Origin of the sequence: Mycolicibacterium novocastrense (assembly GCF_001499835.1) — a bacterium.
GTDB classification, from domain to species: Bacteria; Actinomycetota; Actinomycetes; order Mycobacteriales; family Mycobacteriaceae; genus Mycobacterium; species Mycobacterium novocastrense.
Map to the genome: position 1 here is coordinate 21,963 of NZ_LQIH01000045.1, position 12,769 is coordinate 34,731.

A 12,769-nucleotide genomic window follows, 5' to 3' on the forward strand; every position below is an offset into this window, starting at 1 on the left:
TGGCGGGGTGACCCAGCAGACCGTCCTGATCAGTGGTGCCGGGATCGCCGGGCCGTCGTTGGCGTTCTGGTTGACGCGCAACGGATATCGCGTCACCGTCGTGGAGGTCGCGCCGGGTGTCCGGCCCGGCGGCCAGACGGTCGATCTGCGGGGGGCGGGTGGCGACGTCGTCGAGCGCATGGGTCTGATCGACCAGATGCGGGCCCGCGCACTTGAGCAACGCGGTGCGGCCTGGGTGCGTTCAGACGGCAGCAGACGTGCCGAGATGCCGGTGACGGCGTTCGGCGGCAACGGTCTGGTATCGAAGCTGGAAATCCTGCGCGGCGATCTGGTGGAGGTGCTCTACCAGGCCACCCGGGACTCGGTCGAATACCGTTTCGGACAGCGGATTTCCGAACTCCGCGAAGGCGACGCGGGAATGGAGGCGACGCTGACCGACGGTTCGGTGCTGCACGCCGACCTCGTCGTCGGGGCCGACGGTCCGCATTCGGCGGTGCGCCGCCTGGCTTTCGGTCCCGAGGACCAGTTCGTCAACCCGATCGGCGGGTACAACGCGTGGTTCTCCGCACCCGACAGCGTCGGACTCGACGGCTGGTATCTGCTCTACCAGGCGCCCGGCGGCCTCAACGCCTCGATGCGCCCCTCCCACGACCCCGCAATCGCCAAGGCCGGCCTGGCTTTTCGGTCCGAACCCATCGAGTACGACCGGCACGACCTCGACCAACAACGCCAGATCCTCGTCGAGCGGTTCGCAGGCGCCGGGTGGGAATGCGACGCGCTGCTGGCCGCCGCCGGCGAAGCCGACGACTTCTACTTCGACTCCTTCGCCCAGATCCACATGCCGTCCTGGTCGACGGGACGCGTCACCCTGGTCGGTGATGCCGGATACTGCGCATCGCCGCTGTCGGGTATGGGCACGAGCCTTGCCCTGGTCGGCGCCTATCTTCTCGCGGGTGAACTGGGCCCGGCGAGTTCGTTCGAGGCCGACGGCCTGCCCGACGCACTGGCGCGATACGAATCGCGAATGCGCCCATACGTCGACACCTGCCAAAGGTTGAACAACACGATCGACCGGTACGCACCGATGTCGGAGTCCGACATCGCGGTCAACGCGGCGGTGATGAAATGGATGCAGCGCTGGCCGTTTCGACCGGTGGCCGCACGGCTGTGGTTCACGACGGCCGATTCGATCGAGCTGCCGGATTATCCGGCGATGTCCGTGTCGTAGCCCGCGCGCGCCAAGGCCTGCCGGGCGTGGGCCCGTACGTCGGCGTCGCCGTCTTTGAGCGCGATCTCCAACGCATCCCGCGCCGCCTGTTCGGAGGCCACCCAACGGCTCAGGCTGAGCACCGCGGCCTTGCGGACGTCGAGGTGTTGATCGGTCAGCGCCCCCGACAACGCCGGAACGGCGACGGCCGGTGCGGCGCCCGCAAGCCCGCGCGCCGCGCCCTCGCGTACCTGCCAGGCCGGCGCCGTGAGCGCTTCGCGCACACCCGGCTCGTCATCGCCGCCCCATCCGACCGCGCCGAGCGCTGAGAGCGCCGCCGCACGAACAAGCGGGTCGGTGTCGCCCACCAACCGGCGCACGGCGTCGGCGCCCGTGCCGAGCGTCGCCAATCCGTTAGCCGCCGCGATGCGAACCTCACGGTTGTCGTCACCGGCGGCCGCCGCCACCCCATCGGCGTCGTCGACCGACACCAGCGCGCGCACGCCCTCGATCCGCACGCGGTGATCGGCGTCGCCGAGGGCGCGACGATACACGTCCTCGGTACCCACACGACGCGACGACAGGAGGTAGATCGTCACCGCGCGCACCACCGGATCCGACGACTGGACGTGCGCTGCAACAGATTCCGGGGAGCTCAGCACCTCGACCAACTCGCGCACCCCGTCGGCGGCGGTCCGCCGGACGCCGGCATCGGTATCAGCCAGTGCGGCGATCAGCGGCGCCTCGTAGCCATCGGGCAGATGCTCCACAAGCGTGGCCACCGCGGTGCGCCGCACGCCTGCATCGGCGTCGGCGAGGAACTCGGCCAGCTCCGGGACCGACGGCAACTCGAGCGCGAGCACCGCGGCGATACGCGGCGACGGCGGCTGGGCAGGCGCGGCGCGCCGGATCCGTGATGCGCCGTCAGCGGGAGCCCGGCCGATAGCGATCGGTGGCTGGTGGACGTGCGTGACCGGATCATCGGAGGGCAGGTGCTCCAGATCGGGCACCGGCACGAAATACGGTGCCACGGGCCGTTTGACGAACGCCATGGACCCGTCGGAATCCTTGCGCAGGTTCAGGTGATACCGCCAACCTTCATCGTCACGCTGCGGCAGGTCGGCCCGGTCGTGGTAGAGGCCCCACCGAGATTCGGTGCGCGTCAACGATGAACGCGCCGCCATTTCGGCGCAGTCACGAATGAACGAGACCTCGACGGCGCGCATCAGCTCGTGCGGTGTCGTCGCGCCCATTTCGGAGATCTCGTCGCGCATGCGCTCGAATGTCTCGATGGCGATCGACAGCTTGGTGGCCGTCTTCGGCGGTGCCACATAGTCGTTGACGAAGCGGCGCAGTTTGTACTCGACCTGCGGCTGCGGCGGTCCCTCGGGATGGCGCAGCGGGCGGTAGACGAGGTCGTGCGCCTCGCGCAGCTGACCCTGCGGAAGGGCCGCCGGCAGGGCGACGTCGGCGAGCGTGGACGCCGCGTGCTCGCCTGCGAGGTCGCCGTAGACGAAGGCCCCGATCATGTAGTTGTGCGGTACGCACGCCAGATCGCCGGCCGCGTACAGTCCCGGCACCGTGGTCCGCGCATGTTCGTCGACCCACACGCCCGAGGCCGAGTGCCCGCTGCACAAGCCGATTTCGGAGATGTGCATCTCGATGTCGTGGGTGCGGTAATCGTGCCCGCGGTTGGCGTGGAAGGTGCCCCTGGTGGGCCGCTCGGTGGTGTGCAGGATGTTCTCGAGCGCGCCGAGCGTCTCGTCGGGCAGGTGCGAGACCTTCAGGTAGATCGGGCCGCGGGCCGATTCGATCTCGCGTTTGACCTCGGCCATCATCTGCCCCGACCAGTAGTCGGAGTCGACGAACCGCTCCCCGAGCGCGTTGACCTGGTACCCGCCGAACGGGTTGGCCACGTAGGCGCACGCCGGTCCGTTGTAGTCCTTGATCAGCGGATTGACCTGGAAGCACTCGATCCCGGACAGCTCGGCGCCGGCGTGGTACGCCATCGAGTAACCGTCGCCGGCGTTCGTCGGGTTCTCGTAGGTGCCGTAGAGATAGCCCGATGCCGGCAGCCCCAGCCGCCCGCACGCACCGGTGGCCAGAATCACCGCTTTCGCCCCCACGGCGACGAATTCGCCGGTGCGCGAGTTGAGCGCGGCCGCGCCGACGGCGCGTCCGGTGTCGTCGGTGAGCACCCGCACCGGCATCAACCGGTTCTCGATGCGGATCTTCTCGCGCATCGACCGCTGCCGCAGCACCCGGTACAGCGCCTTCTTGACGTCTTTACCCTCGGGCATGGGCAGGACGTAGGAGCCGGACCGGTGCACCCTGCGCACGGCGTACTCGCCGTGTTCGTCCTTCTCGAACTTGACGCCGTACCGCTCGAGCCGCTGCACCATCGCGAACCCGCGGGTCGCCGTCTGATAGATGGTGCGCTGGTTGACGATTCCGTCGTTGGCGCGCGTGATCTCGGCGACGTAGTCCTCCGGTGTCGCCTTGCCGGGGATCACGGCGTTGTTCACACCGTCCATCCCCATCGCGAGTGCGCCGGAGTGCCGCACGTGCGCCTTCTCCAACAGCAGCACCTGTGCGCCGTGTTCGGCGGCGGTGAGCGCGGCCATGGTGCCCGCGGTTCCGCCACCGATGACCAGCACGTCACAGTCGAGCCGAACGGTGTCGGCGAGTTCAGGAATTTTCATGAGGAATAGTGAAGAGCAGCAAGGATTTCGGTACGTGCTTCGGAACGGACGGCGTCGGTGACCCGCGGTTCGGGCACATCGACGAGCGCGCGCAGCGGTTGGCCCACTCGGCCCAGCACCGCGACACGGTCGCCGATGATCAACGCCTCGTCGACGTCGTGGGTGACGAACACGATCGTGGTCGGGTGCGCCTGCCACGTCTGAATCAGCAGGCGCTGCATCGCCGCCCGCGTCTGGGTGTCCAGCGCGGCGAACGGCTCGTCCATCATCACCGCCCGCGGCGCACCCGCCAGCCCACGCGCCAATTGCACGCGTTGACGCATACCGCCCGACAGGCTCTTGGGCAGGTAATCGGCGAATCCGGAAAGCCCCACCTCATCGATCCACCGCTCGGCGCGTTCGCGTCGCCCCGACCGCGGGACACCGCGCAGCTGCAACGCCAGTTCGATGTTGGATCGCACTGTGCGCCAGGGCAACAAAGCGCTGTCCTGGAACACCATGCCCCGGTCGCGCGACGTCGTCGCGACCTCGGCGCCGTCGGCGAGCACTCGGCCGGAGTCCGGGCGCAACAGCCCGGTGAGCGCGCGCAGCACCGTCGACTTGCCGCACCCTGATGGTCCGGTGAGTACCAGGATCTCTCCTGGGCGCACGTCGAGGCTCAGGCCGTCGACGACGGGTTCGCCGGTGTAGGACAACCGGACGTCCTCGATCTGCAGCCGCAAGCCCTGCAGCGTCTCGGGGGCGACGGTGACGGTCATCGAATGTTCTCCTCGGCGCGAGGCAGCCAGCGCGTCGCTCGCCTGCCGATCAGTTCGACCGCGGCAGCCGTCGTGAAACCCAGCACCCCGATCGTGATGATGCCGACGAACACGTCGGAGTAGTTGAGAACCGTGTAGGCCTGCCACGTCCGGTACCCGACACCCAGTCGGCCGGAGATCATCTCGGCCGAGATCACACAGATCCACGCCACGCCCATGCCGACCGAGAGGCCGCCGAACAGACCCGGCAGGATTCCCGGTAGCACGACCCGGCGCAACACATCGGCGCGGCTGCCGCCCAACGTACGGACCGAGTCCTCCCAGATGGTCGGGAGTGCGCGGACCGCGTGACGCGTGCTGACCATGATCGGGAAATACGCCGCGAGGAACGTGATGAACACGATCCCCGCCTCGTCGGTGGGAAACAACAGGATCGCGACCGGCACCATGGCGATGGCCGGGATGGGTCGGGCGAGCTCGGCGAGCGGTCCGAACACGTCGGCGAACACCGTCGATCGGCCGAGCATGATGCCGGTGACGACACCGACGAGTGCGGCAAGCCCGAACCCGGTCAGGATCCGGATCAGCGACTGCCCGAGGTCGAGCCAGTAGTTCTGGGTGCCCAGCCGGCCGGTGAGCGCGGTGGCGACCTCGGTCACCGTCGGGAGGGTGTCGAAGCGCAGCCACGCGCGAACATCGTTGGCCGTCAACACCTGCCAGAGGGCCACGGCAGCGACGACGGACCCCACCCGTACCGACCGGCGGCGCCAGAGCACCGACTTCCCGTCGCGCACCGATGCGGCCTCGACGCGCACCGGGGATTCGATCACCTCGGCCACGGTCGTCATGCCGCACCTGCCAACGCCTGCTCGTAGTCGACGGCGGCGCTACCGGGATGCGCGGCGATGAACCGCTGCGCACCGCCGGGGGTGGCGAACGGCCGGTAATCTTGGCCGTCCTTCACCCAGATCGCTTTGTCGGCGAACCAGCGGGTGCCGAACTCGGTGTCGGGCACGTAGGCGGCGCGGATGGTCGTCCCGTGGGCGGTGGCCTCACGAACGGCCTTGAGCAGGCACCCGGGCGTCGCCGCCGGCTGTGTGGCGTCGGCGCCGTCCAGCCACAGTTCACCGGCCTGGGCGGGATCGGTCACCGCGGTGTTGCAGACGGGGTCGGTGCCCTTGATCAGCGACGGGTTGGCCGTGGCCGCCACCGCCTCGTCGTAGTCGAGGCCGCGCTCGTCGAACGCGGCGCGCAGCGGAGCGTCCTCGACGAAGCCGGCCACGTCCAGGTCGGCAAAGTCGTCGATCGACTTCAAATACGGCACATCACCTTCGAGCGCTTTGATCAGCGACGGCTTGAGCGTCGTGTCGAACGATGTGCCGCCGGGACCGTTGTAGAGGTACACCACCTCCTGCGGCAACCCGCTGGCCTCGGCGACGATCCGCGCGGCCTCCAACGGTTGGTCGTTGAGGAATTCGGTCGCGTCCAGCTGCGCCTGCAGGAACGCATCGAGCACCTCCGGGTGCTCGGCCGCGTAGGCACGCCGCACGACCACCCCGTGCAGGGTCGGGTAGTCCAGCTCGGCGCCGTCGTAGAGCAGCTTGGCCTTGTCCTGGAAGACGAGCAGCCCGGGCCAGGCGACGAACTGCGAGAGTGCCTGTACCTGACCGGATTCCAGGGCCGAAGCGCCGACCTGCGGTTGCTGGTTGAGCACCTCGACCCCGGTGGTGGGGTCCACGCCCGCTCGCGACAGCGCCTGCACCAGCATGCCGTGGCCCGCCGACCCGACGCTGGCCGACACCTTCTGGCCCTTGAGGTCGGTCAGCGTCTGCGCCGGTGAATCCGGTTTGACGACAACCATATTCAGTGCGCCTCTGGGGTTGTAGCCCGTCACCGAGACGATCTCGGTGCGGGCGCGCTCGTTGGCCTGCGTCTTGGATCCGTTGATCAGCATCGGATAGTCGCCCATGGATCCGATGTCGATCTTCTCGGCGACCATCTGTGCGGTGATCGGCGCTCCGGTGTCGTAGTCCTGCCACGTCACGCGGTACTCGGTACCGGTGCGCTCGCCGATGTCGCCGAGTCGACGCTCCAGGTATCCCTGCGCGCGCAGCAGCGTGCCGGCGGTGACGGTGTTGATGGTCTTGGACTGGTATCCGACGACGACGTTGACGACGTCGGAGGAATCGGACGCGGAGTCGAGCGCGCAGCCCGAGGCCGCGACGGTGAGCCCGGCGGCCAACGCGGCCAGGCGGATGAACGGTCTGGTCATGGTGGGGTCCTCAGCGGATCAGGTAGGGCATGTTGACGGTGACGGCGCCGGTGGGACAGCGCGCAGCGCAGGGACCGCAGTACCAGCACTCGTCGACATGCATGAAGGCCTTGCCGTTGTCGGGGTTGATCGCCAGCGAGTCGAGCGGGCAGATGTCGACGCACAGCGTGCAGCCCTGTATGCACAACGACTCGTCGATCGTCACGGGCACATCGGCGCGTTGGTTGATCAGTGTCACGGGTTGCTCCTCATCAGGCTGCCGCGCATGGTGATTCGGTCACCGCGCATGCGGATGTACTCCAAGTCGACGGGCCGGCCGTCGTCGAGACTGGTGAGTCGTTCGAGCATCAACAGGGCCGCGCCGTCGGGCACCTGCAGCGTCGCCGCGGAGTGCGCGTCGGCCGAAACCGCCTCCAGCGCCAGTGTCGCCGCGCCCAGCCGGTGACCGCTGACCTGTTCGATGAGTGCGAACACGTCGTTGGTCTCCAACGGGTGCGTCACCACCTCGGCCCCGATGTCGGGGGCCAGGTACGTCAAATCAAGTGAGAGCGGAAGGTCGCCGAGATAACGCAGCCGCTCGATGAAGACGACCTGCTCGCCCGGTTGCAGCCGCAGCCTGCGGGCGACCGCGGGAGGCGCCGACAGGCGCTGCACCGCGCGGACCTCGTTGCGAACCTCGCCGTAGTCCTTGAACGTCTCCTTCAACCCCACCAGCGCGTCGAGCCCGTGGTCGTACTTCCGCACCGCCACCTGGGTGCCGACCTTGGGCCCGCGATCGATCAGCCCCTCGTTCTTGAGAACGGTGAGCGCCGCGCGAATCGTGTTGCGCGACACGAAGAACTCGGCCGCCAGATCGTGCTCGGCGGGCAGGCCGCCGTCGAAGGCGCCCGCGTGGATCTGGTGCCGCAACACATCGGCGACCTGCCGGGCGCGATCGGCGCGGGGCCGGCGCAGGGGCGTCGGCTCGGGCTGCGACATGCCGAACACGCTAGGGGCGTGGGCGAGCCGTCGCGCGGTGCCCGACATCGCCTCGAAACGGCGACGTTCAATGCGCCGCCCGCACCGGGCGGCTACCAGGTGAAACTGCGCCGAAGGACGCGTATGCGCCACCAGCGCTGCGGCGACCGATTAACAATCGCGGTGAACGAAAGTTGGGGTTATTGCATGCTGCGCGAGAGGACCCGGCCGAACTGCAGCAGCCGTTGCATTTGAGCGAGCCCACCGTTGTCGACGGACTTGTAGTAGCGGAACGACTCGCAGTAGATGTCTGACTCGGTGGCCGACTTCTGCCGTACGCGGGTGATCAGTTGGGTGTACATCCGCAACCTCACCTCCGACAGGCGCCGAGTGCCGTCGTCGAGCACCTCGTACTCGGTCGTGAGCACGTGATCGGTGATCGTCGACAGCAGGATCGTGCGCACCGATGCGTTGAGGACGCGACGGTCGCGGTCGGTCGACGACATCTCGTCATCGGCGCGCCACATGATCAACCGGTGCCCGTCGGTGAGGACGACCTCCTGCCACAGGGCTTGGTCCTCCTCGCCCCACGGCTCGTCGATGTAGCCGCGCGACATGATGAACGACTTGATGATCGGCAGGTCCACCACCGGCCGCAGTTGGTCGAGCGCGAGTTCGGGGTCGCGTAAATACACCCTGGCCGCTTCGTCGACGCTCGAGTACGGCGCCCAATCCTGCGGTGTGGGCATCACCTATTTCCCGCTACCCTCACCCCGCACGGCCGCAGCGGCGGCTCGGATCTGCGGCGTCACGAGCATCACCTGACCGAGCACTCCGTTGACGAAACCCGGTGAGTCGTCGGTGGACAACTGCTTGGCGAGTTCGACCGCCTCGTCCACTGCCACCGGTTCGGGAACGTCGTCGGCGTGCAGCAGCTCCCACACCGCGACCCGCAGGATCGCGCGATCGACCGCGGGCAACCGCTCGAGCGTCCACCCCTGCAGGTGGGCGGCGATCAGATCGTCGATGTGTGCGGCATGCTCCGTCACGCCCCGGGCCACCGTCACGGTGTAGGGATTCAGTGGCGATACGTCGGACTGACTCTCGGCCAACGCATTTCGCGCATCGGCCACCTCCGCTGCGGTGAGGCCGCGCGCTTCGGCTTCGAAGAGCAGGTCGACGGCGCGCTTGCGGGCCTGATGCCTTCCCCGATCGCCTTTGCGGTCACTCACCCCGTCGCTCCGCTGCGCTCCGCTCGCCCCTCAGGTCACTCACCCCGTCGCTCCGCTGCGCTCCGCTCGCCCCGGTCAGGCATTCACCCGACCCAGATAGCTGCCGTCGCGCGAATCGATCTTGAGCTTGTCGCCGGTGTTGATGAACAGCGGCACCTGGATCTCGGCACCGGTCTCGACGGTCGCGGGTTTGGTGCCCGCGCTGGAGCGGTCGCCCTGCAGGCCCGGCTCGGTGTGGGTCACCTCGAGCTCGACGGTCACCGGCAGTTCGAGGTAGAGCGGGTTGCCGTCGTGGAAGGCGATCTGCACCGGCATGCTCTCGAGCAGGAAGCCGGCGGCGCGGCCGACCAGCGACTCGGGCAGCGGGTGCTGCTCGTAGTCCTCGGAATCCATGAACACGAAATCCGTACCGTCGCGGTACAGATAGGTCGCGTCGCGCCGGTCGACCGTCGCGGTCTCGACCTTCACCCCGGCGTTGTAGGTCTTGTCCACGGTCTTGCCGGAGACGACGTTCTTGAGCTTGGTGCGCACGAAGGCCGGCCCCTTGCCCGGCTTGACGTGCTGGAACTCGATGATCTGCCACAGCTGGCCGTCGATCACCAGGACGAGCCCGTTCTTGAAGTCGGCGGTCGTTGCCACGTTGGTAGTACTCCTGTCAGAGAATGGCCAGTTCCTTGGGGAACCGGGTGAGCAAGTCTGGAGTGTCGTTTCCGACGACGAGCGTGTCCTCGATCCGGACACCGCCACGGTCGGGCAGGTAGACACCGGGCTCCACAGTCACCGCGGAGCCAGCAAGCAGTGTACCGACGGACGCGCCGCTGATTCCCGGCGCTTCGTGGATCTGCAGCCCCACGCCGTGGCCGAGCCCGTGGGTGAAGTTCTCGACGTAACCGGCATCGGCGATGACCTGCCGCGATGCCGCGTCGACGTCCTTGCACGCGACTCCCGGCGCCAACGCTTCGCGACCGGCCTTCTGCGCGGCGGACACCAACGCGTAGATCTCGTGCTGCCAGTCCGCGATCGGCGCGAGCACGAAGGTCCGGGTCATATCCGAGTGGTAGCCGCTCACCAATGCACCGAAGTCGATCTTGACGAAATCGCCGGCCGCCAGCACGGCGTCGGTGGGGCGGTGATGCGGGATCGCCGAGTTCGGCCCGGCCGCCACGATCGTCTCGAACGACGGACCGTCGGCGCCGTGCTCGAGCATCAGCCATTCCAGTTCGCGGGCGACCTCCTTCTCGCTGCGCCCGGCCCGCAGCCCGCCCCGGTCGACCAGGTCCCGCAGTGCCGCGTCGGCCGCCTCGCATGCCAGCCGCAGCAATGCGACCTCGCCGGCATCCTTGACTTCGCGCAGGGCCTCGACCGTCCCGGCGGCGCGCACCAGTTCGGTCCGCTCGCCGGCGGCCTTCGCCAGGGCCGAAAACGCATCGACGGTCACCACGTGACTCTCGAAGCCGAGCCGGCGCACTCCGTCGGCGGCGGCACGACCCGCCAGATGCGGTCCGCAGGCCCGCTCGATCACGATTTCGGCGTCGGGCGCCTGCTGCCCCGCCTGCGTGCGGTAGCGCCCGTCTGTCGCCAACACCGGCGTTTCGTCATCAGCCTTGACCAGCAGCGCGGCATTGGAGCCGGTGAACCCGCTCAGATAGCGCACGTTGACCAGGTCCGATACCAACATGGCATCGATTCCGGATTCGGCCAGCCGCTCGCGCAGCCGGTCCCGGCGCTGTGAAATAGTCACGGTCGATGACGCTACTCGCTAAGGTGAGGCCCCATGAGTAAGTGGTTGCTGCGCGGACTGGTGTTCGCGGCCCTGATGGTGATCGTGCGATTGCTGCAGGGCGCGCTGATCAACGCGTGGGAGACCAAGGCGGGACTGATCAGTGTCGTGCTGGTCGTTCTGTACGCCGTCGCGGTGTTCCTCTGGGGGTTCGTCGACGGACGCGCCGACGCCCGCGCCAATCCGGACCCGGACCGCCGCGGCGACCTGGCGATGATCTGGCTGCTGGCCGGCCTGTTCGCCGGGATCGTCAGCGGCGCGGTGGCCTGGTTCATCTCGCTGTTCTACAAGGCGCTCTACGTGGAGGCGCTCGTCAACGAACTCACCACCTTCGCGGCCTTCACCGCGCTGCTGGTGTTCCTGTTCGCTCTCGCGGGGGTGGCGCTCGGCCGCTGGCTCGTCGACCGCAAGGCCGACCAGACCCCGCACCTGCACCGCGCCGGTGACGACGACCGCGCGGACACCGACGTGTTCGCCGCCGTCAGCCAACCGGGCACGGACGAGACCACCCAGACCGCGCCCCGCGACGACCGGGTCTAGCGCCGGGCCAAGCGCTCTGTAGTTTCCCTGTGAATCCGGACGAGTTCTGCACGTCCGACCAATGGAGCGTGCTGTCGTCCGCGGCGTCGAACTCACAGCTCGCCGGGGTGCTAGGCGGCTTCCTGATCACCGCGATCGCCCTGCTGTTCGACAAGAACAGCCGCGAGGGCGTGCACACCCTCGCGCTGTTCTCCTCGGCCGTTCTGGTCCTGATGCTCGACAGCTTTCTGTTCAGCTTGATCACCGGGACCCAGGTGCCCGACGGATCGCGCCGGGCCACCTGCGCGATCGCCTGGACTCAGGGTGCGGTGTCGACCGGGATGCTGGCCGCGGGTGCGGCGGCGTTGTTCGGCGGGCTCGGCTGGATGCTGGCCAGCCACGCCGTCAACAAGGTGAGCGACCAGGACCCCGCCGACGTGCGCGCGTACTGCTTCCTTGCCGAACTCGGAGGCTGGCTGACCTTCGCGGCCGCGATGACGGCGACGCTGATCGTGTCCGAGACCTCGATCGACTATCTGCGCTTCATGTGGGGCCACCGGCCCGCGGTGTGGGTCGAGGGCACCATCGTCGTCGCGGCCGCGGCGTTCGTCATCGCCGATTTCGTGCTGGTGTACCTGCGCACCCGGACGTTGCGGAAGTCGTTGGCCGACACCGCCGAACCGACGCTGCTGGAGCTTCGGTCGATCAAGTTCGCGACCATCGGCACCGTGGTGCTCGCGATCGTCGGATCCTGGCTCGCCGTCAGCCTGGCCCGCATCCCCGAGGCCTGGCTCACGGCGCCGAACCCCGCAATCGTCATCTGCGTGCTGGTGCTCACCCTCGTGTTGCCGACCGTGATCTCGACGGCGATCTGCTACTCGGTGGCCAGCACCGACGAACGCGGATCCTCACCCAGGCTGGCCAGATACCGCAGGGCCAACAGGTAACCCTGCACCCCGAGCCCGACGATGACCCCGGTGGCCACCGCGCTCAGGTACGAATGATGCCGGAACTCCTCGCGCGCGTGCACATTTGAGATGTGCACCTCGATCAGCGGCGCGCGGAGTTCGCTGCACGCGTCGCGCAGGGCAACCGACGTGTGGGTCAGCGCGCCGGCGTTGATGATCACCGGATCCCCCGCGTCGGCGGCCGCATGAATCCAGCCCAGCAGGTCGGCCTCGTTATCGCTCTGGCGCACAACGGCCTTCAGACCGAGAGTCTCGGCCTCGCGGTCGATGAGCGTCACTAGCTCGTCGTGGGTGGTGCTGCCGTAGACGTCGGGTTCGCGCCGGCCCAGCCGGCCGAGGTTGGGGCCGTTGAGCACGAGCACGGTCTGGGTCAT

The 12,769-nt window shown here is 68.2% G+C and carries 14 protein-coding genes; 3 read left to right on the top strand and 11 right to left on the bottom strand.

Features of this window, described 5'->3' with window-relative positions; genetic code table 11:
- Window positions 1–7: 7 nt before the first annotated feature.
- Window positions 8–1,228: an FAD-dependent monooxygenase gene (locus tag AU072_RS21895; RefSeq protein WP_064415724.1), complete on the top strand. Its 1,221-nt coding sequence runs from the start codon at window positions 8–10 to the stop codon at window positions 1,226–1,228.
- Here the strand turns inward: AU072_RS21895 and AU072_RS21900 are convergent.
- The 10 genes from AU072_RS21900 to AU072_RS21945 form a co-directional block, all read right to left on the bottom strand.
- A complete protein-coding gene (locus AU072_RS21900; protein WP_064415725.1) occupies window positions 1,204–3,909 on the bottom strand; it encodes a fumarate reductase/succinate dehydrogenase flavoprotein subunit in 2,706 nt (901 codons plus the stop codon). The two genes, AU072_RS21895 and AU072_RS21900, sit on opposite strands and share 25 nt — an antisense overlap.
- Window positions 3,906–4,667 (bottom strand): ABC transporter ATP-binding protein, encoded by a 762-nt coding sequence (locus tag AU072_RS21905; protein WP_064415726.1) that lies wholly within the window; start codon window positions 4,665–4,667, stop codon window positions 3,906–3,908. Before AU072_RS21905 ends, AU072_RS21900 begins: the two co-directional genes overlap by 4 nt.
- A complete protein-coding gene (locus AU072_RS21910) occupies window positions 4,664–5,515 on the bottom strand; it encodes an ABC transporter permease (protein ID WP_082680642.1) in 852 nt (283 codons plus the stop codon). The genes AU072_RS21905 and AU072_RS21910 overlap by 4 nt, the downstream gene beginning before the upstream one ends.
- Window positions 5,512–6,939 carry an ABC transporter substrate-binding protein gene (locus AU072_RS21915; RefSeq protein ID WP_064415727.1) on the bottom strand — a complete coding sequence of 476 codons (1,428 nt, stop codon included), beginning with the start codon at window positions 6,937–6,939 and terminating at the stop codon, window positions 5,512–5,514. Before AU072_RS21915 ends, AU072_RS21910 begins: the two co-directional genes overlap by 4 nt.
- 10 nt (window positions 6,940–6,949) lie before the next feature.
- The gene (locus AU072_RS21920) at window positions 6,950–7,177 is read right to left on the bottom strand and encodes a 4Fe-4S dicluster domain-containing protein (RefSeq protein WP_064350766.1); all 228 of its coding nucleotides are present in this window, start codon (window positions 7,175–7,177) and stop codon (window positions 6,950–6,952) included.
- Window positions 7,174–7,917 (bottom strand): GntR family transcriptional regulator, encoded by a 744-nt coding sequence (locus AU072_RS21925; protein ID WP_064415907.1) that lies wholly within the window; start codon window positions 7,915–7,917, stop codon window positions 7,174–7,176. The genes AU072_RS21920 and AU072_RS21925 overlap by 4 nt, the downstream gene beginning before the upstream one ends.
- A 179-nt stretch (window positions 7,918–8,096) precedes the next feature.
- Entirely contained in the window at window positions 8,097–8,645 is a 549-nt protein-coding gene (locus AU072_RS21930) for a hypothetical protein (protein ID WP_064415908.1), read from the bottom strand.
- A gap of 3 nt (window positions 8,646–8,648) precedes the next feature.
- A complete protein-coding gene (gene nusB / locus AU072_RS21935; RefSeq protein WP_064415728.1) occupies window positions 8,649–9,128 on the bottom strand; it encodes a transcription antitermination factor NusB in 480 nt (159 codons plus the stop codon).
- 75 nt (window positions 9,129–9,203) lie between these two features.
- Complete coding sequence (gene efp, locus AU072_RS21940; RefSeq protein ID WP_064350768.1) at window positions 9,204–9,767, bottom strand: elongation factor P; 564 nt, start codon at window positions 9,765–9,767, stop codon at window positions 9,204–9,206.
- 16 nt (window positions 9,768–9,783) lie between these two features.
- Window positions 9,784–10,869: a M24 family metallopeptidase gene (locus AU072_RS21945; RefSeq protein WP_064415729.1), complete on the bottom strand. Its 1,086-nt coding sequence runs from the start codon at window positions 10,867–10,869 to the stop codon at window positions 9,784–9,786.
- A 33-nt stretch (window positions 10,870–10,902) separates the two neighbouring features.
- On the opposite strand from AU072_RS21945, the gene AU072_RS21950 reads away from it, so the two are divergent.
- Window positions 10,903–11,448 carry a B-4DMT family transporter gene (locus AU072_RS21950; protein ID WP_064350770.1) on the top strand — a complete coding sequence of 182 codons (546 nt, stop codon included), beginning with the start codon at window positions 10,903–10,905 and terminating at the stop codon, window positions 11,446–11,448.
- Between the two features lie 29 nt (window positions 11,449–11,477).
- Window positions 11,478–12,374, top strand: a complete 897-nt coding sequence (locus AU072_RS21955) for a hypothetical protein (protein ID WP_064415730.1) — start codon at window positions 11,478–11,480, stop codon at window positions 12,372–12,374.
- Here the strand turns inward: AU072_RS21955 and aroQ are convergent.
- Window positions 12,302–12,769, bottom strand: coding sequence for a type II 3-dehydroquinate dehydratase (gene aroQ / locus AU072_RS21960; protein ID WP_064415731.1), 468 nt, complete (start codon window positions 12,767–12,769; stop codon window positions 12,302–12,304). The two genes, AU072_RS21955 and aroQ, sit on opposite strands and share 73 nt — an antisense overlap.

Coding starts and splice junctions, on each gene's coding strand:
- AU072_RS21930 (WP_064415908.1), bottom strand. CDS start 8,645: ATGCCCACACCGCAGGATTGGGCGCCGTACTCGAGCGTCGACGAAGCG.
- AU072_RS21950 (WP_064350770.1), top strand. CDS start 10,903: ATGAGTAAGTGGTTGCTGCGCGGACTGGTGTTCGCGGCCCTGATGGTG.
- AU072_RS21925 (WP_064415907.1), bottom strand. CDS start 7,917: ATGTCGCAGCCCGAGCCGACGCCCCTGCGCCGGCCCCGCGCCGATCGC.
- AU072_RS21915 (WP_064415727.1), bottom strand. CDS start 6,939: ATGACCAGACCGTTCATCCGCCTGGCCGCGTTGGCCGCCGGGCTCACC.
- aroQ (WP_064415731.1), bottom strand. CDS start 12,769: ATGACCCAGACCGTGCTCGTGCTCAACGGCCCCAACCTCGGCCGGCTG.
- AU072_RS21910 (WP_082680642.1), bottom strand. CDS start 5,515: ATGACGACCGTGGCCGAGGTGATCGAATCCCCGGTGCGCGTCGAGGCC.
- AU072_RS21905 (WP_064415726.1), bottom strand. CDS start 4,667: ATGACCGTCACCGTCGCCCCCGAGACGCTGCAGGGCTTGCGGCTGCAG.
- AU072_RS21900 (WP_064415725.1), bottom strand. CDS start 3,909: ATGAAAATTCCTGAACTCGCCGACACCGTTCGGCTCGACTGTGACGTG.